The organism is Deinococcus sp. LM3 (assembly GCF_002017875.1).
GTDB lineage: Bacteria > Deinococcota > Deinococci > Deinococcales > Deinococcaceae > Deinococcus.
Genome location: NZ_MUFV01000001.1, coordinates 1,017,501 through 1,039,572 on the forward strand (window position 1 = coordinate 1,017,501; position 22,072 = coordinate 1,039,572).

The window sequence follows — 22,072 nt, forward strand, 5'->3', positions numbered from 1 at the left end:
CGGACCGCGAGGCCCGCCGCGACCCGCGACTGCATGGGCGCGCTCGCCAGGTGCGTCAGGGCCAGGGCCAGCGCGTCGGCCGCGTGGTTGTTGAACAGTTCACGCACGCCCAGCGTCGCCTTGACCATGTAGATCACCTGCTCCTTCTCGGCGCGGCCGGTTCCCACCAGCGACCGCTTGACCTGCATCGGCCCGTAGGTGTGCACCGGCACGCCTGCCTGCGCGCACGCCAGTTGCACCACCCCGAACGCCTGCCCGACCTTGAACGCCACGTCCGCCTGCTTGCGCAGAATCTGATCCTCGATCGCCACGGCGTCCGGCCGGTACTCGGCGATCAGGCGGCTGACTTCCTCGTGCAGGTACTGAAGGCGGCGCGGCATGATCCAGGCGCTCTCGGTGGTCAGGCACACGTGGTACAGGTGGCGGGCCTTGCGCACGTCACCCTCCACCAGCCCGAGGCCGAGGTTCGCGAGTCCGGGGTCGATGCCAAGTACGATCACCCCCCCAGGATACGCCATGGAGGCCCGTCGCCACAGGAAAAACCCCCGCCTGAGCGGGGGCACGGGCCGCGCGGCCGCGCTCAGCGGCTCCGGTCGGAGGCAGCCGGACGGTCCTCGTCCAGCGGAATGTTCGCCATCAGCACGACCATGTCGCCGCGCTGCTCGATCTCCACGGAACTGTTCCCGGTCGGGAAGTACCGCCGCACGACCTCCAGCAGATCCTGACGCAGCGCGTCGACCTTGCCCGGCGGAATCTGCGCCCGGTCATACGCCAGCACCAGTTCCAGGCGGTCTTTCAGGGTCTCCTTGCTGCGGCCACGTTTCATCCAGGAAAACACGTCAGGCCCCCCCGAACAGTCGGCGCAGCGCCGCCAGGAATCCCTTGTCCTCCTCGAACTTCGGGTACGGCACGTCCTCACCCTTCAGGCGCCGGGCCGTCGCCATGAACGCCTCGCCCGCCTTGGTCTTGCCCAGCACCGCCGGCTCCCCCACGTTCGTGGACACGATGATCCCCTCGTCCTCCGGCACGATCCCGATCGGCTTGACCCCCAGGATGTCCAGGATGTCCGCCTCCGAGAGCATGTTCCCGCTGGCGACCATCTTGGGACGCAGGCGGTTGATGACCAGCCGGATCTCGTTGATCTGCTGCGCCTCCAGCAGCCCGATGATGCGGTCGGCGTCACGCACGCTGGACACCTCGGGGTTCACGACCACCAGCGCCCCCTCCGCCGGGGCAGCCGCCGTGCGGAACCCGGACTCGATCCCCGCCGGGGAATCGATCAGGATCCGGTCGAAACCCTCGGTCTCGATCAGATCCCGCACCACACCCTTGAACACCTCCGGGTCCAGCGCGTCCTTGTCGCGCGTCTGACTGGCGGGCAGCAGGAACAGGTTCTCCACGCGCTTATCGCGGATCAGCGCCTGACTCATGCGGCACTTGCCTTCCAGCACGTCCACCAGGTCGAACACCACCCGCGACTCCAGCCCCATCACCACATCCAGGTTCCGCAGACCCACATCCACGTCGATGACCGCGACCTTCTCACCCAGTTTCGCGAGTGCCGCTCCTATGTTCGCAGTGGTCGTGGTTTTACCCACGCCCCCCTTGCCGGACGTGACCACAATAACCTTGGCATTCATCTCCAGGCAGTGTACAGCCCAACCCTGAGAGACGCGCCCGCGAGTGCCAGCGGACAGTCGCGTGAATCAGGGGGTGCTGGATCTGCGGCACCACGTGGCTACCAAGGGGAATACCGTACGGCATGGCCCGAACTGCGAACTACGTGCTGTACCACAACCCTGCCTCGATGGGCGTCGGTTTCCGGGGTGAGGTCGCCAGGAGCGGATCCGTCGCCACCAACAAGGAAGCCGTTGCGGAGCGGGCCGCCACGGAAGGCGGGATCATCTGGTGCATCGGCCGACCGGACAGCAAGAGCAAACGCTACTTCCTGTACCAGCGAATCGTGGATACCCGTTGCAGTTACGGACGCTCGGACGACGAGTTCCGCGTGACCCTGACCGGGAAACCCACCTTCCGGGACGGTTACGAGAAGGACATCACGGACGAGCCGTACTTCCCGAAGATCAAGAAGCTCCTGAGCCTGGGATTACAGAGCGTCAGTGACCGCGACATTCTGGACGCTTTCGAGCGGGAGTTCGCGGGCAACGCCCGAACGTAACTGAGCCCCTCTCCCGGGGTGATCCTGTAATCCAGTGCGTCGCCCGGCGCGGCCCGTCCCTGTAGAGTGGCGGGCTGAACCTCTGTGCCCCCGGGGTGCTGGGTGCGGCGCAAGGGAAGGAGTAGATGATGATGGAAGGCAATGGTCCCGCTGTGGCGGGCGCAAAACGGGTGGGGTTCATCAGTCTGGGGTGCCCGAAGGCGCTGGTGGACAGCGAGCGGATTCTGACGCAGCTGCGGTTCGAGGGCTACGAGGTGGCCGCCAGCTACGAGAACGCGGACGCGGTGATCGTGAATACCTGTGGGTTCATCACGCCGGCGGTCGAGGAGTCCCTGAGTGCGATCGGTGAGGCGCTGGAGGCGACAGGGAAGGTCATCGTGACCGGGTGCCTGGGCGAGCGGCCTGAGAAGATCATGGAGCGGCACCCGAAGGTCGCGGCGATCACGGGCAGTGAGGCGGTGGATGACGTGATGGGTCACGTGCGCACCCTGCTGCCGATCGATACGAGTGCGTTCACGGGTCTGCTGCCGGTGGCGGCGCCGGGCACACGGGCGGACGCCGTGCAGCCGGAGCGGGAGGATACGCGGCACGGGGACGTGTTCGCGCCGAGCGTGAAGCTGACGCCTAAGCACTACGCGTACGTGAAGATCGCGGAGGGCTGCAATCACACGTGTTCGTTCTGCATCATTCCGAAGTTGCGGGGGTTGCAGGTGTCCCGTGACGCCGGGTCGGTGCTGTACGAGGCGTACCGGCTGATCGCGGGCGGCACGAAGGAACTGATGATCATCTCGCAGGACACGAGTGCGTACGGCGTGGACGTCCGTTACCGCGAGAGCGAATTCCAGGGCGAGCAGGTCCGCGCGCACCTGACGGACCTGGCTGTGAAGCTGGGCGAGATGGGCGCGTGGGTGCGGATGCATTACGTGTACCCGTACCCGCACGTGGAGAAGATCGTGGAACTGATGGCGCAGGGCAAGATCCTGCCGTACCTGGACGTGCCGCTACAGCACGCCAGTCCGAAGATCCTGCGGTCCATGCGCCGCCCCGGTGCGGGCAAGCAGCTGGACACCATCCGCCGCTGGCGGGAGATCTGCCCGGAACTCGTGATCCGCTCCACGTTCATCGTGGGGTTCCCCGGTGAGACGGAGGCGGACTTTCAGGAGTTGCTGCAGTTCCTGGAGGACGCCCGCCTGGACCGCGTGGGGGCGTTCACGTACAGCGACGTGGACGAGGCCGACGCGAACGCCCTGCCGGACGCCGTGCCGCAGGACGTGAAGGAGGAGCGCCTGAGCCGCTTCATGGAGGTCGCGCAGCGCATCAGTGCCGAGCGGCTGGCCGAGAAGGTCGGCACCGTCATGGACGTGATCGTGGACGAGTTCAACGACGACGAGGACGACGCGCCGGGCACGAAATTGATCGGCCGCACCAAAGGGGACGCGCCGGGCATCGACGGGCAGGTGTACCTGTTCGCCGGTGACTTCGCCGGGACCGTGAAGATCGGGGACATCGTGCGAGTACGCATCGAGGACAGCGACGAGTACGACCTGTACGGCGAGGTCGTGGAGACGCCCGCCTGGAAACCCAACGTGCCGCAGCTGGGGCATTTCGGGAAGCACTGATCAGACTCCGATGGAATGGTTTGCAAACCGTTCCATCCGAGCGAAGCGAGTGGGAGCAACGCGGGTTCCGGGAGTGGAGTTGGCAGATCGGTGCCCTTCCGATCTGTCAACGCAACAGACGGAATCCGTAGGGGCGTAACGGTTACTGATGGGTGGCGGGTGTCCTGGGAACGGGGCGCCCGCCATTCCCCTGCCTGAAAGCTCACGTGCGTGCGTGCCAGACTGGGTGCATGGTTCGCCTGTACTTCAACCGCACGGGACGGCAGCCTTCGACATGGCTGCTGGACGTGCCGATCTTCACGGTCTGCCCGGCGTGCGGGTTCGTGCCACATGAGGCGCGGCGGTACGTGGGAAGCCGGTACGGGCACGTGGGCGGCTTCACCTGTGGAGGGTGCGGGGCAAGCGTGACGATTCTGGACGGTGACTGCCGCCCCCCGGTGCGGTTCGTGGCGGACGTGCCGGGCAAGCCGACGCGGTCGTTCGTGTTCGAGGACGTGTACCGCCTGAACTGGGCGGACCTGACGCGCGCCGGGGCGCTGACCCGCACGGCGCTGATCCCGCCGGGCGAGAAGGGGGACGTGGATTTCGGGGCAGCCCTGGCGGCAGTGCAGGGCGAGACGGCGCAACTGGGCGTCCCGGTCGTCCCGGCGCCGCTGCCCGAAGGGGTGTCCTGGGTGCCGGAGCCGCTGCGGGCGTGGCTGGACGCGCTGTTCACGCTGGACGGCCCCCCGGCCGGATAGCGGCCGGGCAGGCCGGGCCGGTGAAGGCAAGACGTCTGTGAGAATTGTTGCCTACACTGCCGGGGTGACCCCTGACGTCCTCCTCGTGATCTTTGCTGCCCTGCTCGGCCTGCTGGTCGGGTCGTTCTCGAACGTGCTGATCTGGCGCCTGCCGCGCGGCGAGAGTATCGCCTTCCCGCCGAGTCACTGCCCCAACTGCGATCACCGGCTGGGCGTGCCGGATCTGGTGCCGGTGCTGTCGTGGCTGAGCCTGGGTGGCAAGTGCCGGTACTGCCGGGCGCCCATCAAGGCGCGGTACCCGGTGGTGGAACTGCTGACCGGGCTGGGGTACGGCGTGATCGCGGCGCTGTTCCCGCCGCTGGTGGTCGGGTGGGGCGCGCTGGGGCTGATGGTGCTGTTCACGATCCTCCTGGTCGGGAGTGCCATTGACCTGGACACGTACACCATCCCGGACGAGCTGACGCTGCCGGGCACGGCGCTGGGCATCCTGTTCGGGTTCCTGAACGGCCGGGCCGGCACCGAGGGCCTGCCGGACCTGGCGGGCGCGGTGCAGGGCGCGCTGCTGGGCGCGGGTCTGGTCGTGGCGATCAACCAGTTCGGGTCGTGGGTGCTGCGCCGCTTCCGGGAGCGGTCGTACCCGGAAGCGCCCATCGGGTACCAGCAGATCAGTCTGGCGCTGCTGGCCGGGGCGTGGCTGGGGCCGTGGTGGGGCCTGGGCGCGGCGCTGCTGTCGGCGGCCGTGAACGTGGCGGCCCGGCGCGTGGTGCGCGTGCCGGAACTGCTGACGCTGGGCGGCCTGCTGGTCAGCGTGGTGCTGGGCAGCGCCGGGTACGGCCCGGGCATGATCCTGATGGTGCAGGGCGCACTGGCCGCGGCGGGCGCCACGTCGCTGGTGGCGGGCGTGTACTGGTGGCTGAAGTACCGTGGGCAGAGCGCAGACGAGGGGGCCGACGAACCGGCCGACGCGAGTGCCATGGGCTTCGGGGACGTGAAACTGGCCGCCGTGATCGGCGCGTTCCTGGGCTGGGAGCGGCTGCTGCTGACGCTGGTGGTCGCGGTGTTCGCCGGGGCGCTGTTCGGCGTGGCCCAGCTCGCCATGAAACGCGAGAACCGCGTGAAGTTCGGGCCGTTCCTGGCGGTGGGCGCGCTGGTCGCCCTGATCTGGGGCGCGCAGATCATCCAAGGTTACCGCGACGGCCTGGGGCTGTAAGAGAGGCAGATGGCAGATAGCGAATAGCAGATGGCAGAGACCCGGTCACGGAACCTCTGCCATTTGCCTTCTGCCATTTGCCTTCTGCCATTTGCCTTCTGCCATTTGCCTTCTGCCATTTGCCTTCTGCTGTCTACATCTTGATGCCCGTGCAGGTCACGCCGGCGTCGGCGGGGGCGCCCGTGGCGTCCCTGGCGGTGTGGATGTTGAAGTACGTGGCGTTCATCACGTCGGCGGCGGCCACGCTGCCGGTCAGGGTGAGCATGCCCGTGGCGTCGCTCTGGCCCACCAGGGCGCTGTTCATGATGGGCGCGCCGCCGCTGCTGCACGGGTCGGCGCTGGCCGCGCCCTGCAGGTGGTAGTGCGCGACGTAGTACGTGTTCGGGGCGAGGCCCATCACCCTGGCGGTGGTCATGACGGTCATGCCGTCTTTCTTCACGTCGACCATGCCGCTGGAGGCCAGGGCGCCCCCGGCGGGTTGCTTGGCGAGGGTGTAACTCATGGTGGGGGCCATCATGGCGCAGGAACCGAGGGTCAGGGCGAGGGTCGAGCCGAGCAGCAGTCTGGTGACGGTCATGGGGGAAACCTCCGGTGGGTGAGGGGCGGCGGGGTGGTGGGCCGGTGGGTTGTCGTGCGACTTGCAGTGTGCGCGTGCCGGGAGCGCTCAGAGTGTCGCCGGGGTTTCTTTATGACGGGGTGCTCAATGCGTTCTCAGGGTGGGGACGCGCTCTATACTCGGTTCAATTCCGTCCGGTTCTCCGCCCCCCCTGCCGCGCTCCCCCGAGGTGCCCATGTCCGATACCAGCCTGCCGGCCCCCGACCTTCACGCCCTGTTCGCCGCGCAGCAGGCGCAGCGCTGGCCGGCCTCGCAGACGAGCGCCGCGCAGCGTCAGGCGATCCTGCGCCGATTGCACGACGCGGTCCGCGCGCACCGCGTGCCGCTGGCCGACGCCCTGAAAGCCGACCTGGGCAAGAGCCGCGCCGAATCCGAGATCACCGAACTGCACCCGGTGCTGGAGGAGATCCAGCACGCCATCCGCCGCCTGCCGCGCTGGATGGCGCCCCGCCGCGTGGACACGCCCAGCATGCTGTTGGGGGCGCGCAGCGAGGTGCAGATGCAGGCGCGCGGCGTGACCCTGATCCTGAGCCCCTGGAATTACCCCGTGAACCTCGCGCTGGTGCCGCTGGTCGCCAGTCTGGCCGCCGGGAACACCGTGATCCTGAAACCCAGCGAGAAGGCCCCGAACGTGGCCCGCGCGCTGAGCGACCTGATCGGCAGCGTGTTTGAACCGCGGCTCGTGGCGGTCGTGGAGGGGGACGGCGAGGTGGCCCGCGCCCTGACGGAACTGCCGTTCGGACACATCTTCTTCACCGGGAGCGGTGCGGTCGGGCGTCACGTCATGCGGGCCGCCGCGAACAACCTGACGGGCGTGACCCTGGAACTGGGCGGCAAGAGCCCCGCCCTGATCGACGCCAGCGCAGACCTGGACGTGACCGCCGAGCGGCTGGCGTGGGGAAAACTGCTGAACGCCGGGCAGACCTGCGTGGCGCCGGACTACGCGCTGGTGCCCCGGCACCTGGAAGGGCCGCTGCTGCGCCGCCTGGAGGCTGTGATCGCGCGGCGCTTCGGGACGGGCGCGTGGCTGCGGGCCGGGCCCGACTACGGGCGCATGGTGGACAGCGCGGGCGTGCAGCGCCTGGAACGCCTCACGCAGGACAGCGTCGCGCAGGGGGCGCGGATCGTGCTGGGCGGCGAGTTCGACGCGCCGGGCCGGTTCATCTCGCCGACCGTGGTGAGCGGCGTGACCCCCGACATGCCCCTGATGCAGGAGGAACTGTTCGGGCCGGTCCTGCCGGTCCTGACATACGACACGCCCGAGGAGGCCCTGAGCCTGATCCGCCGCCTGGACGCGCCGCTGGCGCTGTACCTGTTCACCACCGACGAGGACATGATCCGCCGCGTTCAGCGCGAGACGACCAGCGGCGGCATGGTCGTGAACGGCGCGGTCGTGCACCTGACCAACCCCAACCTGCCGTTCGGTGGGGTCGGGCCCAGCGGCATGGGCAACTACCACGGCGAGCACGGCTTCCGCACCTTCAGTCACGAGCGGGCCGTGCTGCGTGAGCCCACGCCCAGCCCCGTGCGCTTCCTGTACCCCCCCTACGGCCGCCCGGTGCCCCGGCTGGTCGCGTGGGGCCTGCGGCAACTGGAACGCCAGAGCGGCCCGCGCGAGTGACTCACTCCCCGCCGGGGCTGTGGCTGACCGGAGCCGTCACGGCAGGCGGACGATCCAGCCGCTTCGGGAGTGACAAGGCCCTGGCCCTGCTGGAGGGCCGGACGCTGCTGGAACGAGCCTGCGCCAGCCTTCAGGACTGCCCCGCGCGCCTGCTGATCGCCCCACCCGGCCGTTACGTCCTGCCCGCCCACCTGGGCCGCTGGGACACACACCCCGACCGGCGCCCCGGCGAGGGCCCGCTGGCCGGACTGGAAAGCGCCCTGACGCACGCCCCGCCCGGCTGGGTGGCGTTCACCGGAGTGGACCTGCCCTGGCTGACCCCCGACTACTGGCGAACCCTGAGCGCCGCCATCACGCCCGGCCGCCTCAGCGTGCAGGCCACGGACGGGCAGGACCGGCCGCAACCGCTGGCCGCGCTGTACCACACGGACCTGCTGGCCCACGTGAGCGCCCTGCTGGACAGCGGGGAACGCCGCCTGAGGCGCGCCGCGCCGCCCGAACACACCGCGCTGGTCGGGGGCTTTACGGCCCGGACGTTCCTGAACGTCAACACGCCGGACGGGTTGATGGTTGATGGTTGAAAGTCGATGGAGACAGCACACGACCCCATCAACCATCAACTGTCACCCATCGACGCTCCTGCCTTCAGCCGTACTGGGCCTTGTGGGCTTTTTTCAGGGCGGCGTACTGCTCATTCGCCTCGGCCTCGTCCCATTTCGCCTTGAAGATGCGGGCGGACTCGGCCTTAACCGGGTCTTCCGGGCTGCGGGGCAGTTCCGCGCGGCCGTGCGCGCCGCTCTGGCCCTTCTTGTCCTCCGGGACCGGGCCGTCGTACTTCTTGCCGCCCCGGTGGTTCGCGTAGCGGCGGGCGCGCGTGAAACCCATCTGCAGGAACTTGCGCGCCATGTCTGCCCCCACGAACTCCCCGGCTTGCAGGTACGCCAGGAACATTCCGTAGATGACCTCACTGCTCTCGCGCGCCAGTTCCGGCGTCGCAAACCGCCAGTGCGGCAGCAACTCCGACTTGTACGGCTGGACCAGCAGCACACCCTGCTCGCCCACCCCCACCCGGTACAGTTCCGGATGCGCGCGCAGGTCCAGTTGGGCGTAATGGAGGGAGTAATCGAATTTCGGCATAGGAGTGCAGATGGCAGAAGGCATATGGCAGAGGTCCTCGGCTTTCTGCCATCTGCCATTTGCCGGGAACTCAGTTCATCCGGTCGTCGTCCATCATCGCCTGAAGCATCCAGCGGATCTTGTCGATGGTGGCGGCGTAGCCGTTGTACATGTCGGCGGTGGCGGGATCGTTGGCGTCGTCGACGGTCTGGCTGTCGTCGCGGAAGCCGCGGCCCACGCGGCTCAGGTCGTCCACGAGGTCCGCGACCTGCGTGCGGGCGTCACGGACGGTCTCGGTGGGGACCTTCACGACGCTGAAACGCTCGATGTCGGCGGGCGCGGCGATGGGGCTGCCGCCCAGCGCGACCAGACGCTCGGCCTGCTCGTCGATGGCCGGGAAGATCTCCTCGATGAACTCGTCGTACGCGAGGTGCAGGTCGCGGAAGAACCGGCCGCGGATGTCCCAGTGGTACTTCTTGAACTTCAGGTACAGGCTGATGGTCGTGGCGAGGTTGCGTTGCAGCGTCTCGGCGACCGTGCCGAACTCGGCTTCCGTCAGGTAGTTGTGGTCGACCAGGGCGTTGTTGGTGGTGTTCAGGTGCGCGGCGTCGGCGCCGCCCTTGCCGCTGGCTTTCCCGGCGACGGCCTTGCCGTCACTGGTGGCCTTGCTGGCGGATTTCTTGGCGGGTTTGGATTTGCTGGTCATGCGTTCACCGTACCCCCGTACCCGCCGGGCCGCCCATACGGGTTTCCTTTAGGCTCCGGCCACAAACAGCAGGCGGTTCCCGCGAACCTTCATGTGCACCTGCCCGGCCTCCAGCAGCTCGGTCAGGTGGGCGCTGACGACTGCGCGGTTCAGGACCACCGCCCCCGCACTGTCCATGGTGACGCCCAGCGCGCCGCACACCCGCACCAGCAGGTCGTCCACGCCCGCCGCGCCGAGCTGCACGGCCTCCAGCACGGCCGCCGTCGTGCGCGCGTACGCCGCGAGGTTCGCCGCGACCAGCCGTGTCAGATCCGGGGTGGGGTCCCCGTGACCGGGCAGCGTGACGCGCACGCCCTCCAGTTCACCCAGGCGGGCGGCCGCCTCCTTCTGCAACGCCGAGTCCGCGCAGAACGTCAGCGGGTGCTTGGCCAGGGCCACGTCTCCGAACAGCGCGTCGGCGGCGTACAGCACCTCGCCCACCCGTACGGCGTACATCATGCTGGCGTGCCCGGCCACCTCCAGCAGCTCCACCACCGCGCCCCCGATTCGCGTCAGGCCCGGTTCCGGGGCCAGTCGCGCCGGGCTGGGCGGCGCGAGCAGGAACTTGCTCTGCAACTCCCTGGGCGGGCGCGCCCCGAACAGCGTGATGGGTTCCAGAATCGGGTGCGTGATCACCGCGTCCTCCAGCGGCGGCGCGAACACCTTGAGCTCCGGGAATTTCTTCAGGATGAACGCATTCCCGCCGTGATGATCGGCGTGACTGTGCGTGTTCAGAATCCCGGTCGGCGTCAGGTTCAGCTCCGTCAGGCCGCGCAGCAGCCGGCGCGCGTGCCCGTCATCCAGCCCGGTATCCACCAGCAGCGCCCCGCCCCGGCCGTCCTCGACCACCAGACTGTTCACCGCGCCCGGCAGGTAACGCACCCCCGGAGCCAACGAGACAAGAGAACCCATGCCCGGCAGCGTACCCGCTCAGGTGCGGCAGCGGCGCGCAGGCAGGCGCGATACGGTCAGGGCATGGTTTTCCTGCCCCTGCTGCTCCTCTTCGCAGTTCAGATCACCGGCGTGGTGGTCGCTGCGGCGTTCGGGCTGGCACTGCCGTTCTCGTGGATGCTGGAACGCGCAGCCCTGCGGGGCCGCAGACCGGCCGGTGGGAGCGTCGCCACGGTCCTGACCTGCGCGGCGGGTGTGCTGCTGGGACTGGGTGTAACTCACTCGGGTGCGTTGATCACGCATACGTTTGAGGCGGCATTCATGCAGAAAAACACGCCCTCGCCGACCGACTTCACGTGGGTGTACCTGACCTTCATGACGACCCTGGTGGCACTGGGCCTGGGCCTGTCCCGCTGGCAGTACGGGCGCGTGCTGCGCCTGCACGCCGTCGTAGGTGGGCTGCTGGTGCTTGCGGGGGTGGCACTGGCCGGTGTGGTGTCGGCCGTGAAGTGACGCGTCCCGCGTGATGGGCCGCCGCACGGGCGGGCGGGTGTACCCTGCGCGCGTGTCTGCGCCCCCGCCTGCCCCTCCCGCTTCGCCCATTCCTACGCCCGTCTCCCCTGCCCCGGAGGCCGCGGCGCCCGGCCCGCCCGCGCCGTTCCGGTTGTCGGCGGCGCAGCTGGGCCTGATCGGGTCGAATTTCCTGATGTGGGGCGGGTTCTTCGCGGTGATTCCGCTCGTGACGGTGCATTTCAGCGGGTCGGTGGCGGGCGGCGGGCTGGGCTGGTCGGCGGCGAGCGTGGGGGCGGTGCTGGGTTTGCGGCAGTTGACGCAGCAGGGCCTGACGGTGTTCGGGGGGCCTGGGCGGATCGCTGGGGGCCGAAACCGCTGATCCTGCTGGGCTGCGCGCTGCGGACGCTGGGGTTCGCGTGGATGGGCTTCAGTGACTCGTGGGTGGAGTTGCTGGCGGCGGCGGTGCTGGCGGGCGTGGGGGGCGGCCTGTTCGACGCGCCTAAGAGTGCGGCGATCACGCAGGTGACCCCGCCCGAGCACCGCACGCGGATGTTCAGTCTGACCAGCATGTCCGGGAACGCGGGCATGGTGATGGGGCCACTGATCGGGGCGGCGCTGCTGGGCCTGGGGTTCCGGACGGCGGCGCTGTCGGCGGCGGCCGTGTACCTGCTGGCGGGGGCGGTGATGGCGGTCACGTTGCCGCACCTGCGGCCGCAGCGGCTCGCGGCGAGCAGTCTGGACGGCCTGCGGGCGGCGGCGGCCGATACGCGGTTCCGGCGGTTCACGCTGGTGCTGATCGGGTACTTCATCCTGAGTACGCAGATCAACGTGGCGGTCACCCTGAAAGCCATCGCGCTGGCCGGGAACGGCGCGACGGGGCCGCTGTACGGCCTGTCGGCGGGACTGGCGGTGCTGCTGCAGTACCCGCTGCTGCGGCTGGTCGAGCGCTTCGTGCCGGTGCGCTCGGCGCTGGTGGCGGCGGTGCTGCTGGTCGGCGCCGCGCTGGGGCTGATGTCGGTGGCCGCGACGTTCCCGCAACTGCTGGTCTGCGTGGCGCTGTACAGCCTGGGCACCATGATCGTGTACCCCACCCAGCAGACCCTGACAGCCCGGTTCGCGCCGCCTGGGCGGGTCGGGAGTTACTTCGGGTTCTCGGCGATCAGCCTGGGGGTGGGGGGCGCGGTGGGCAGCGTGCTGGGCGGCGCACTGGTGGACGGCGGCGCGGGGCTGGGCTTCCCGGCGTTGCCGTGGCTGACGCTGGCCGTGATCGGGGTGGTCACGGCGCTGGGGCTGCGCTGGGCGCTGCGGGGCCTGCCGGCGCACGCCGGGTCGGAATCCGGCTGAGGGGCGTTCAGGGCCGCTGGCGGAAGGGGTCGAGCGTCAGGACCGGCGCGGTCTGGAGGGCCTGCACGCCCAGTTGCAGCAGCGTGTCGCGCCCCTGCGTGAGCTGCCGGATGGCGGCCTCGTCCTGCGCGCTCACCTGATCCGGGGTGATGCGTTCGGGGTAGGGCGTGCCGTCGGGCTTGGCGTAGTTGAGGATCGTGAGTTGCACGGCCGCCTGCGACCCCACGGGGAAGACGCGGGTGGCGGTGTTGCCCACGCCGGCGGTGGCTTCCCCGATGACGGGGCCGCGCCCGGCGTGCTGGATCTCGTAGGCGAAGAATTCGCTGCATGAGGCGCTGCCGTCGTCGACCAGCACGGCCAGCGGGCCGGTCCACAGGGCCGGGTTGCTGACGCTGGCGCTCAGGCGGCCGTCTTCGAGGCGGGTGCCGCGACTGACGACCGTGCGGCTGCTGGCGTCGGCGCTGCGGGCCACGCGGGTCAGGCTGGGCAGGAAGGCGCTGACGGCACTGTCGCATTCCGTGAGGCTCCCGCCGGGGTTGCCGCGCAGGTCCACGATCACTCCGGCCGCGCCGCTGCGCTGCGCCTGCCGTACCTGATCGTGCACGGTCTGCGCGACCCGGCCGCCGGACAGGAAGGTGGGAATGCGGATCACGGCGACCTGCGCGTCCGCGCCCGGCAGGTCGCTGACCGGCACGGAGGTCAGGCGCGGCAGGTCCAGGGTGCTGCTCTCGCGGGCGGTCAGGGTCACTTCCAGGCGTTCGGTCTGACGCTGCACGTCCAGACGGATGGTCTGCCCTTTTTCGCGGGCGTCGCGCAGGTCGGCGTACAGGTACGGGCGGCCGTTCAGGCGCAGCAGGACGTCGCCGCGCCGCAGTCCGGCCTCCTCGGCGGCGCTGCCGGGCACGACCTCGCTGACCACGCGGTTCTGGCCGTCCAGCAGGGCGAGTTTCACGCCGAATTGCAGGCGGTTGCCGCCCGTGACACTGGTCACGAACTCGCGGTAGTCCTCGGGCAGCTGGAAGAAGCTGTGCTCGTCGCCCAGTGCGGTCAGCTCGGCTTCCAGGACGGGGTAGGCACGCCCCTCCTCGCAGGTGTCGGGGGTGGGGGCGCAGACGTTGTCGAGGCGCTCCTGGTACTCGCGGGTCAGGGCGGCGCGGTCCACGGTGGACAGGCCGCCGTACTCCAGGCGCAGCAGGTCGTTCACCTGATTGAAGACCGCCTGCGCCGGTGATACCTTACCCTGCGCGGCCGCGCCGGGCAGGACGCTCACGCAGGCCAGCAGCGCCGTGAGACCGGCGGTGCGGGCAGCGCTCAGCAGCGGGCGGAACCGGGCCGGGCGGTCACGGCGCGGGGGCGAGCGGCGCAGGAAGGCGTTCATGGGTAGGCCCATTCTGCTCTGGACAGATGGGAATTTGGTGGGCGGCAATTGCGACGGACATTACAGGATTGCCGCGCCAGCACGCCCTTTTCCGCCTGGGGAGCGGCGCTCCGCCCGCTGTGGCCCCCGGCAGGGGAACAGCCCGCCGTTCAGGCCGCCGGGGAGCGCTGGTACAGGTCCACGAGACGCCGCAGGAATTTCAGGCCCGGCGCGAGGCTGGACGCCTGCACCCACTCGTCGGTGCGGTGCGCGTTCCCGCCCCGGTACACGCCCACCGCGACGGCCGGCAGCCCATGCGGCACGGCGGCGTTCGCGTCGGTGCTGCTGGACGCCAGGCGGATGTCCGTGCGGATCTCGCGCGCGGCGTCCCGGACAGCGCCCAGCAGCGGGCCGCTCTGCAGGTCTCCGCCGGGCCGGTCTCCCACCCGTTCCAGGCGCAGCTGGACGCCCGCGTCACGCGCGGCGGCGTGCAGGACCGCCACGGCGCGGGTGTCGAGGTCCGCCAGGACGCGGGCGTCCAGGGAACGCAGGTCCAGCAGCAGTTCGGCCGTCCCAGCAATCGAGTTCACGCTGGTCCCGCCGGACGCCACGCCCACGTTCAGGGTGGTGCGCGGCGAGGCGGGCAGGTGCAGGGCGTACAGGGTGCTGATGGCCCGCCCGAGCGCGTGCAGGGCGCTGGGCGCCTGATCGCCCCACGAGTGCCCGCCCGGCCCGACGAACACGGCTCGGTAGCGGCGCACGCCGACGGCCCGCGTGACCGCCACGCCCAGGTACCCGTCCACCGCGATGAACGCCCCGAGTTGCGGGCGGTGCCGGGCCAGCAGGTACTTCGCGCCGCGCAGGTCGCCCAGGCCCTCCTCGCCGACGTTCGCGGCGATCCACAGCGGGCGGCGCAGCGCGCCGGTCTGGCCGCGCAGGTCACGCAGCAGCGCCGTGACGACCGCGAGGCTGGCGCTGTTGTCGCCCACGCCCGGCCCGATCAGCCGCCCGGCCTCCTCGCGGACGGTCACGTCGGTTCCGGCGTCGAAGACCGTGTCGAGGTGCGCGGCGAGCAGCAGCGCAGGGCGGCCCTCGGTGCCGGGAGGGGTCAGGCGGGTCAGGATGTTCCCGACCTCGTCACGTTCGGTCGCGTAGCCCAGTTCGGTCCACAGGTCCGCGATCAGGTCGGCGCGCCGGCCCTCCGCGAACGTCGGAGCCGGGGTCTGCGCGATGCGCGTGAGGTACGAAAGAGGCATTGCGGGCCATTGTAGACGCGCCGGGCCGGGCGGGGGGGCTGATCGGGAACAAAGTGTGAAGGCGCCGGCCCCGTTTCCGGAACAGACGCCCTCCCCTGCGGCGGGTGGTCAGCGGCGCAGCATGCGGCTGCCGATCATGCCGGCCAGCCCGACCAGTCCGGCCTTCACCATGGGGTTACTGAGCAGGCCGCCGGGCGCGAACGCCTCTTCGAGCGGGCTGCGGCCGTTCTGGGCCGGGGCCTGCGCGGTCTTCGTGTACGCGTCGATCAGGTCGTCGTCGTCGTCGGGACGCACGGCCTGCACGGGGTTGGCGGGGCTGCGCACGATGGCGTCGCCCATCTCGCGGCGTTGCTCGGGGCTCATGCCGCCCACGTACTCTTTCAGGACGGCCTGCCGCTCCTCGGGCGAGGCGTTTTCCAGGTACTCGCGGATGTACGCGGCGGCCTCCTGCGGGCTGACGACCCCGTCGCCGTTCGTGTCGCGCGGATCGAGTTTCGCCATCTGTTCGTGCCGGTCTTTCTGCTGGAAGAACATACCTGACCTCCTGGGGACTGCTGCGGAACCACGGTCGGCTCCGGCGGTTTCGGATCGTGAAACACACTCACGCTACGCAAGGCCGCCCCCCGGAACGTGAGCGCCACCTTCACCGGCCCTGCGGGAAGTGTACTGGCCCTGCGGGAAGTGACGACCCCGCGCCCTGCCTGTCGGGCCAGGGTCCGCGTCAGCCCTCGCCGGTCCGGGCGCGGCGTTTCTGGTACGCGCCGGTCAGCAGTTCCGCGATGTACTCGCGCGTGAACGGCATGCCGCTTTCCTCGGCGGCGCGGATCTCGTCGTCGCGGTCGTAGGTCAGGCGCACGAAGGTCGCGCTGTGCACCGGCGAGTGCGGGTCGAATTCCAGGATCAGGTAGCACGGCAACGTGGAGTCCAGCGGGTTGCCCACACTGCCGCAGTTGATCAGGGGGCGGCCCTCCACGTCCAGCAGCAGCGCCTCGTGCATGTCGGCGTACACGAGGGCGTCGGCGTGCTGCGTCAGACCGAACGTCGGGTTGGGCGCGAAGGATTCCAGCTGGTCATGCAGGCTGCTGTGCGGGTACAGACGGTGGAACAGGCCGCGGCTGCTGGCGTGCACGAAACGCCACCACGCGCCCCCGAACTGCTCCTCGATGCCGTACGGCAGTTCGGCGAGGTACGTCAGGCCGGCGGGCGTGAGGCGGCTGCGCGGCCACAGGTCCTGCGGGCGGTGCGTGGCGCCGGCCACGCGGGCGTCCCAGTTGCCCTGAATGACGCGCGTGGCGTGCGCCTGCGTCCAGTCGAGCACTTCACGGGGGCGGGGGCCCTTGCCCACCAGGTCCCCCAGGACCCAGATGTCGGTCAGGCCGCGCCGCTGCACGTCTGCGTGGACCGCGAGCGTGGCCGCCAGGTTGGCGTGCAGGTCCGCGAGAATGGCGAGGCGAATCATGCCCGGAGTGTAGCCCACCCCCCCACGCTCCCAGGACGCAGGCCGGGCGCTCACGGGGTCAGCCCAGTTCGTGGTACTGCCCGCGGAAGTACACCAGCGGGTCGTCGTCGGTGTAGCGGCTGTACTCCACGAAGCCCACGAACAGCGTGTGATCCCCGGCCGGAATGACCTCGTGGCGGCGGCACACCAGCTGCGCGACGCTCCCGCCGATCAGGGGCAGGCCCTCGTGCTCGAACCACGGGACGCTCTCCTCGGGGCCGGGCTTTCCGGCGAAGTGGTCACTCAGGTGCCGCTGCGTGGCCGACAGGACGTTCACGCCGAAGTGCGTGACGCTCTCGCTGCTCAGCAGGGCGTGCATCTGCGCGCGGCGGTCCACGCTGACCAGGATCAGCGGCGGCGCGAGGCTGACCGACACGAAGGCGCTGGCCGTCATGCCCCGGCGCGTCTGGCCGTCCGAGGCGGTGACGACCGTCACGCCGCTCGTGAAACGGCCCAGCGTCTGACGGAATTCCGTGGCGTTCAGGCCACCCTGCTGCGCCTGCTCCTGCGGCGCCCGGTCCTGCTGCGGTTCACTCATGCGGCGAGTGTACCGGGTCAGCGTGGCGACCGGGTCGGCGCAGCCTCAGCGGCGCGGCGGAAGCACCGGCACGGGCGCCGCGTCGCGGATCAGCAGGTCCGGCAGACGCACCACGCCCCGCCCGGGAATGGTATCGGTCCAGCGCTGCCCGCTGACGCGTACCTCGGTCTTCCCGGCCGGCAGCGCCGCGAACCCGTAGTACCCCAGGGCGTCCGTGAGCGTCTCGGCGACCACCTGACCGCCCTGCACCGCCTGCACGGTCCGGTGACCGGGCGTGACGGCGCCGGTCACGCGCCCCAGCAGGCCGCGCACGGTCGGGGCCTCGTCCGTCCAGCGCAGCGGGCGCTCCAGCGGCATGCCGGGTGCGCTCAGTACGGCCTGCACGGCCTTCAGGCCCTGCGCCGTCGACTCGCGCTGCCCGTACACCCCGGCGGTCGGCGTGCGGTACGAGTACCCCACCCAGCCCATCCCGGTCTGCACCGAACGGCGGGCCTGCGCGGCCGTCACGGCCGGATCGTTCAGGTACATGGCCGTCCCGGCAGCCACGGCGGCCCGCGCGCCGTCCGGGCGGTCCCGCACCGACAGCGCGAACGCGTTCCAGCCGTCGAACCACTGCGCCTGATCCGGCTGCCCGTCGCGTTTGTAGTTCATCAGGACGTTCAGGTCGATCAGGCCGGCCCGCATCCATTCGGGCCAGTCCTGCAGCACGTCGCCGTACGTGCGGGTCCGGCGGAAGGCCGTGAGGTCCCCGGCGCGCGGCGCGGTCTGGTACGTGATGGTCGCCGCGCTCACCCACAGGTCCGGGCGCAGCGCCTTGCTTTCCAGCGTGATCCGCCGCACGAGGTTCGTGACCTGCTGCCGTTTCCAGGCGGCCCAGACGGGATCGCTGGGCGCGGGCGTGCCGGTGCGGCCCGTCTCGGCGCGGTAGCGGGCCAGGGTCTTGGGATCGTAGCCCCACACGTCCCCGTCCGGGTAGCGGATGCGGTCGAGCTGCACGCCGTCCACCGGGTAGTTCCGCACGATGCTCAGGACGGCCTGCGTCATGTACTCGGCGGCGGCGGGAATCCCGGCGTCCAGCCAGGTGTCCCGGCCCTCCTGCCAGCTGCCGTCGGGTCGGCGGGCCAGCCAGGAGTTCGCGCCGGCCTCCGCGCCATGTCGGCGCAGCACGTGCGCCGGGTCGGTGTTCGGCGCGGCCGTGTTGCCCACGCCCGTCACGCTGGCCCAGGCGATCACGCGCATGCCGCGCGCGTGCGCCAGCGTGGTGATCACCCGCAGCGGGTCGAAGTTCTTCTCCAGGTCCGCGTCGGTCACGGTGGGCACGCTGGCCTTCAGGCACAGGCAGTCGGCGCGGCGGATGGCCTGCACGAACAGGGTGTTCACGCCCATGCGCTCGGCGTCCGCCACAGTCTGCGCGACCTGCGCCCGCGTCTTCAGGCCCGGCCCGAACGCGTCGATCCACAGCCCGCGCAGGTTCGCGCCCGGCTGCGTCGTGGGAGCGGGTACCGCCACAGCCGGCGCCGGGGTGCTGGCCGCCCCTGCCGTCGCGGGCGCGGCCGGTTGCGTCGCGGGCGCGTCCTGCGCGGCCACTCTCCCCGCAGCGGCAGACAGGGCGAGGACGGAGGTCAGGAGCAACGGAGCGGCGCGGCGCGACAGGGGAAACGTCATGATCGTGAGCGGCAGGCTACCGCACCCGGACCGGGCGCACATGAACGCCCGCACCCCCCTCCCATCCGGCCGGGCCGTCATGTTAGGCTCGGGAGGTACACCCACAACCCGGAGGTTTCACCATGAAGAAACGTGCACTGCTGGCCCTCATCGGTACCGTCGCCCTCGCTTCCTGCAACCAGGCCCCGGACGTGTCCGGGAAGAGCGTCACCAAGACGTTCACGGACCAGAAACTCACCGGGTACAACGCGCCCTCCGGCACCGCCGTGTTCGTGGACCTGACCGGCGGGGACCGCCGCACCACCCTGACCGTCAAGGGCCTGAAACCCAACACGGACTACCTCGCGCACTACCACGCGATGGGCGCCGCCAGCACCACCGACGTCTGCAAGTCCAACGGCGCAGTCGTGGGCGGCATGATCGGCATGACGACCAAGAGCAACGCCAGCGGCGACCTGACCATCAAGGGCTTCCAGATGACCGCCGACCTGAAGGACGCGAAGTACATCAACGTCCACGAGAACGTCGCGGGCCTGCCCGTGCCGGTCTGCGCGCCCCTCTGATCCTCCCCACCTGATACGGACTCGGATTGAATGGGCTGCAAAGCCCGTTCAATCCGAGCGAAGCGAGTGGGAGCAACACGGGTTCCGGACGTGGAGCCGGCAATCCGGTGAAGTTCCGGATTGTTGGCGAAACAAACGGAATCCGTATGACAGCAGGCCGCCCGCGCTGAACGGGGTGGCCTGTGCGCTGCGGCGCGCGGGTCAGACCTCGCTGTCGTCTATGTCCTCGGCGTCGTCGTCGCCGGGGGTCACGGTGGGGGGCACGTTGCGGTTCTTGCCGATCTCGCGCACGCGTCCGCCGAAGCGGCTGCGGATCAGTTCGTAGTTGGGGTGCGCGCGGATGTCCCCCGGACGGGACGGGGCGGGCGCGGCCGATACCGGGTCGGCCGGTTCCGGCGCGGTCTGCACCGGACTGACTGGCGCGGGGCGGGCCTGCACCGGGGCGGGCTGCGCCTGCCGGGGTGGGGGCGGCGGGGCCGCCTGACCGGCCGGGGCGGTACGGGCCGCCGGGGCGGGCAGGGTCACGTTCCCGAAGGGCATGTCCTCCTCGGGCGGCAGGCCTCCCAGCAGATCGGGGCCGCCGAAGGCGTTCCAGTCGGGTTCCTCGGTGATGGGTTCCACGATGTACAGTTCCCGCTCGCGGGCCGGTGGGGGCAGGCGGTCCCCGCCCGCCGCGTCGGCCGGGGCGGGCGGCGCGTCGGTCACGTGCGCTCCGGCGAAGGGATCGTCGGGCAGCGGGGCCGGGGCCACGTCGTCGGGACTGCGGGGCGGGACACGGCGTTCCGGACGGGGCGGCAGCGTGGCGACCCCGCCGCCCCCGGCCACCGGCACGGAGCCCCCCACTCCGGCCCCGGACGGCAGCGGGTCGAAGTCCGGCCCGCGTGCGGCGCGGCGCGGTGCGGCCCGGCCCGGATCGAAGGGGGCGACCTCGGCCAGGGCAGGCGTGGACGGGACCGGCTCAGGCTGCACCGGGGCGGACTGGGGGGCCGCCGGCTGGGCCGCTGCGGCCGGCATGGGCACGGGCGCGCCGCCGCCACTCCCGCCCGGCCCGCCAAGGTTCACGCGGCGACCACCTTCCGGGGCGATCAGTTCGAAGGTGACCGGCCCGAAGACGCTCAGCACGATCCGGCCGATCTCGTCGAATTTCGCGGCGACCTGCTTGGCGTGGAAGGCGTTGCGTTCGTCGTACGACAGGCTCACGTAGCCGGGTTCGGCGTGCTGCCGGGCGGGTTTCAGGAAGGCGCGCAGCTGGATGCTGGCCTGCCGCACCACGTCCGGCCAGCTGCCCCCGGTCGGGGCGGGCGGCGGCGCGTCGGGCGTGGGCGCGCCCGCACGGGCCGGAGCGGCGGCGGGGGCGCGGCGCGCACCAGGATCGAAGTCCGCGACCGGGGCGCTCACCACTGGCCCCCCGGCAGGGCGGGCGCGCAGGCTGGCGATTTCCTTTTCCAGGCGGTTCAGGCGTTGCGTCAGGTCCGCCGGGACGGACGCGGCGGGGCCTGTGGCGGCCCCGGCGGCGGGCCGGCCAGTGGTAGCGCTGCTGGCGTCGGCGGCCAGCAGGGCGTGCGTGAGGGCCAGTTCCAGGCTCTGCTGGTCGGCGGCGCGGGCGAAGCGGGATTCCTGCTCGTCCAGCGCCGCCTGGAGTTTCAGGAGTCTGGGAACGTCCGCGCCGTCCAGGCGGGCTTCCGGACCGGTGTCCTTCAGGCCCAGTTCGGCGTGCAGGGCCGCGCCGAGCGCCGCGACCAGCCCTTCGACGACCGTGCGGGCCGCGAACCCGTCACGGTACAGGGCGGCCGCGCCGCTGATGGCCGCCCCCGCGTCCCCGCCGACCAGCGCGGCGGCAATGCCGCGCACCCGTTCGCCCGGCGGGAGGCCCAGCGCGTCCTCCACGCCCGCGCGGGTGATGGCGGTCTCGGCGGCCAGCATGCGCTCCAGCAGGCTCTCGCCGTCGCGCATGGCCCCGTCGGCGAGTCGGCCGATCAGGTGCAGGGCGTCCTCATCGGCGCGCGCGCCCTCGCGCTGCACCAGTCCGCCGAGCTTCCCGGCGATCTCCTCGGGCGTCAGGCGCCGGAACCGGTAGTGCTGGCAGCGCGAGAGGATGGTCGGGATGATCTTCTCGGGTTCGGTGGTCGCCAGGATGAAGATCACGTGGCTGGGTGGCTCTTCCAGCGTTTTCAGGAGGGCGTTGAAGGCCGCGCGGCTCATCATGTGCGCCTCGTCGAGGATATAGATCTTCTTGCCGCCGTGCATGGCGGCAAGACTGACCTTCTCGCGCAGGTCGCGCACGTCGTCCACGGAGTTGTTGCTGGCCGCGTCGATCTCCATGACATCCGGGTGCGACCCGGCGCGCACGCTCAGGCACGATTCGCACTCACCGCAGGGTTTGGGCAGCGGCCCGGTGCAGTTGGCGGTCATGGCGATCAGGCGGGCCGTGGTGGTCTTCCCCACCCCGCGCGGCCCGCTGAACAGATACGCGTGACCCACCCGCCCCTGCTCCAGCGCGGCTTTCAGAACGTCCTTGACGTGCTCCTGCCCGACCACGTCCTCCCAGCGCACCGGCCGGGCGCGCTGATAGATGGCGCTCACAGACGCCCTCCGGCGGCG

The 22,072-nt window shown here is 70.7% G+C and carries 24 protein-coding genes (1 of these 24 running past the window's edge); 10 read left to right on the forward strand and 14 right to left on the reverse strand.

Annotation, left to right across the window (positions count from 1 at the left end; translation table 11 throughout):
* The 3 genes from ruvC to minD all read right to left on the reverse strand — a co-directional run.
* Positions 1–500, reverse strand: partial view of a crossover junction endodeoxyribonuclease RuvC gene (gene ruvC, locus BXU09_RS04725; protein ID WP_055362674.1) — the 5' portion only. It extends 4 nt beyond the left edge of the window; the window shows 500 of its 504 coding nt (coding positions 1–500); the start codon lies at positions 498–500; its stop codon lies beyond the left edge, outside the window.
* An 80-nt stretch (positions 501–580) separates the two neighbouring features.
* A complete protein-coding gene (minE, locus tag BXU09_RS04730; RefSeq protein WP_055362675.1) occupies positions 581–838 on the reverse strand; it encodes a cell division topological specificity factor MinE in 258 nt (85 codons plus the stop codon).
* A gap of 1 nt (position 839) precedes the next feature.
* A complete protein-coding gene (gene minD / locus BXU09_RS04735; protein ID WP_055362676.1) occupies positions 840–1,640 on the reverse strand; it encodes a septum site-determining protein MinD in 801 nt (266 codons plus the stop codon).
* A 122-nt stretch (positions 1,641–1,762) separates the two neighbouring features.
* On the opposite strand from minD, the gene BXU09_RS04740 reads away from it, so the two are divergent.
* The 4 genes from BXU09_RS04740 to BXU09_RS04755 all read left to right on the forward strand — a co-directional run bounded on the left by BXU09_RS04740 (position 1,763) and on the right by BXU09_RS04755 (position 5,748).
* Positions 1,763–2,179 (forward strand): hypothetical protein, encoded by a 417-nt coding sequence (locus BXU09_RS04740; RefSeq protein ID WP_144011982.1) that lies wholly within the window; start codon positions 1,763–1,765, stop codon positions 2,177–2,179.
* Positions 2,180–2,304: 125 nt separating this feature from the next.
* Positions 2,305–3,798, forward strand: a complete 1,494-nt coding sequence (rimO, locus tag BXU09_RS04745; protein ID WP_078300892.1) for a 30S ribosomal protein S12 methylthiotransferase RimO — start codon at positions 2,305–2,307, stop codon at positions 3,796–3,798.
* A gap of 230 nt (positions 3,799–4,028) precedes the next feature.
* Positions 4,029–4,538: a hypothetical protein gene (locus tag BXU09_RS04750; RefSeq protein WP_078300893.1), complete on the forward strand. Its 510-nt coding sequence runs from the start codon at positions 4,029–4,031 to the stop codon at positions 4,536–4,538.
* A 64-nt stretch (positions 4,539–4,602) separates the two neighbouring features.
* Positions 4,603–5,748 (forward strand): A24 family peptidase, encoded by a 1,146-nt coding sequence (locus BXU09_RS04755; RefSeq protein ID WP_078300895.1) that lies wholly within the window; start codon positions 4,603–4,605, stop codon positions 5,746–5,748.
* A gap of 133 nt (positions 5,749–5,881) precedes the next feature.
* Here the strand turns inward: BXU09_RS04755 and BXU09_RS04760 are convergent, their stop codons facing one another.
* Positions 5,882–6,325 carry a superoxide dismutase gene (locus tag BXU09_RS04760; RefSeq protein WP_078300896.1) on the reverse strand — a complete coding sequence of 148 codons (444 nt, stop codon included), beginning with the start codon at positions 6,323–6,325 and terminating at the stop codon, positions 5,882–5,884.
* A 214-nt stretch (positions 6,326–6,539) separates the two neighbouring features.
* Between BXU09_RS04760 and BXU09_RS04765 the strand changes: the two genes are divergently transcribed.
* The gene (locus BXU09_RS04765; RefSeq protein ID WP_078300897.1) at positions 6,540–7,985 is read left to right on the forward strand and encodes an aldehyde dehydrogenase family protein; all 1,446 of its coding nucleotides are present in this window, start codon (positions 6,540–6,542) and stop codon (positions 7,983–7,985) included.
* Positions 7,982–8,566, forward strand: a complete 585-nt coding sequence (locus tag BXU09_RS04770; protein ID WP_240501024.1) for a molybdenum cofactor guanylyltransferase — start codon at positions 7,982–7,984, stop codon at positions 8,564–8,566. Before BXU09_RS04765 ends, BXU09_RS04770 begins: the two co-directional genes overlap by 4 nt.
* Before the next feature lie 64 nt (positions 8,567–8,630).
* Here BXU09_RS04770 and BXU09_RS04775 read toward each other — a convergent pair whose 3' ends face one another.
* From BXU09_RS04775 to BXU09_RS04785, 3 genes are all read right to left on the reverse strand, one after another.
* Complete coding sequence (locus tag BXU09_RS04775; protein WP_078300899.1) at positions 8,631–9,122, reverse strand: DUF4385 domain-containing protein; 492 nt, start codon at positions 9,120–9,122, stop codon at positions 8,631–8,633.
* A 70-nt stretch (positions 9,123–9,192) separates the two neighbouring features.
* Positions 9,193–9,807 carry a Dps family protein gene (locus tag BXU09_RS04780; protein WP_078300901.1) on the reverse strand — a complete coding sequence of 205 codons (615 nt, stop codon included), beginning with the start codon at positions 9,805–9,807 and terminating at the stop codon, positions 9,193–9,195.
* A 48-nt stretch (positions 9,808–9,855) separates the two neighbouring features.
* Entirely contained in the window at positions 9,856–10,758 is a 903-nt protein-coding gene (locus BXU09_RS04785; protein WP_078300902.1) for an MBL fold metallo-hydrolase, read from the reverse strand.
* 63 nt (positions 10,759–10,821) lie between these two features.
* Here BXU09_RS04785 and BXU09_RS04790 point away from each other — a divergent pair, with 63 nt between their 5' ends.
* The 3 genes from BXU09_RS04790 to BXU09_RS04795 are packed head-to-tail and all read left to right on the forward strand — an operon-like array spanning position 10,822 to position 12,594.
* A complete protein-coding gene (locus BXU09_RS04790) occupies positions 10,822–11,250 on the forward strand; it encodes a hypothetical protein (RefSeq protein WP_078300904.1) in 429 nt (142 codons plus the stop codon).
* A 52-nt stretch (positions 11,251–11,302) separates the two neighbouring features.
* Positions 11,303–11,629 (forward strand): hypothetical protein, encoded by a 327-nt coding sequence (locus tag BXU09_RS22085; RefSeq protein WP_346417588.1) that lies wholly within the window; start codon positions 11,303–11,305, stop codon positions 11,627–11,629.
* 17 nt (positions 11,630–11,646) lie between these two features.
* Positions 11,647–12,594: an MFS transporter gene (locus BXU09_RS04795; protein ID WP_346417584.1), complete on the forward strand. Its 948-nt coding sequence runs from the start codon at positions 11,647–11,649 to the stop codon at positions 12,592–12,594.
* Positions 12,595–12,601: 7 nt separating this feature from the next.
* Here the strand turns inward: BXU09_RS04795 and BXU09_RS04800 are convergent, their stop codons facing one another.
* From BXU09_RS04800 to BXU09_RS04825, 6 genes are all read right to left on the reverse strand, one after another.
* The gene (locus BXU09_RS04800) at positions 12,602–13,972 is read right to left on the reverse strand and encodes a S41 family peptidase (RefSeq protein WP_078300905.1); all 1,371 of its coding nucleotides are present in this window, start codon (positions 13,970–13,972) and stop codon (positions 12,602–12,604) included.
* Positions 13,973–14,121: 149 nt separating this feature from the next.
* Positions 14,122–15,207, reverse strand: a complete 1,086-nt coding sequence (locus tag BXU09_RS04805; protein ID WP_078300907.1) for a M20/M25/M40 family metallo-hydrolase — start codon at positions 15,205–15,207, stop codon at positions 14,122–14,124.
* 108 nt (positions 15,208–15,315) lie between these two features.
* Positions 15,316–15,741 (reverse strand): hypothetical protein, encoded by a 426-nt coding sequence (locus tag BXU09_RS04810; RefSeq protein WP_055362685.1) that lies wholly within the window; start codon positions 15,739–15,741, stop codon positions 15,316–15,318.
* A gap of 187 nt (positions 15,742–15,928) precedes the next feature.
* Positions 15,929–16,666, reverse strand: a complete 738-nt coding sequence (locus BXU09_RS04815) for a metallophosphoesterase family protein (protein WP_078300908.1) — start codon at positions 16,664–16,666, stop codon at positions 15,929–15,931.
* A gap of 58 nt (positions 16,667–16,724) precedes the next feature.
* Positions 16,725–17,243: a flavin reductase family protein gene (locus tag BXU09_RS04820; RefSeq protein WP_078300910.1), complete on the reverse strand. Its 519-nt coding sequence runs from the start codon at positions 17,241–17,243 to the stop codon at positions 16,725–16,727.
* 45 nt (positions 17,244–17,288) lie between these two features.
* Positions 17,289–18,908 (reverse strand): family 10 glycosylhydrolase, encoded by a 1,620-nt coding sequence (locus BXU09_RS04825; protein ID WP_078304760.1) that lies wholly within the window; start codon positions 18,906–18,908, stop codon positions 17,289–17,291.
* A 122-nt stretch (positions 18,909–19,030) separates the two neighbouring features.
* Between BXU09_RS04825 and BXU09_RS04830 the strand changes: the two genes are divergently transcribed.
* On the forward strand, positions 19,031–19,471 hold the full coding sequence (locus BXU09_RS04830; protein WP_078300911.1) for a hypothetical protein: 441 nt from the start codon (positions 19,031–19,033) through the stop codon (positions 19,469–19,471).
* Positions 19,472–19,672: 201 nt separating this feature from the next.
* On the opposite strand, the gene dnaX is transcribed toward BXU09_RS04830, so the two are convergent.
* On the reverse strand, positions 19,673–22,054 hold the full coding sequence (dnaX, locus tag BXU09_RS04835; protein WP_078300913.1) for a DNA polymerase III subunit gamma/tau: 2,382 nt from the start codon (positions 22,052–22,054) through the stop codon (positions 19,673–19,675).
* Positions 22,055–22,072: the final 18 nt, after the last annotated feature.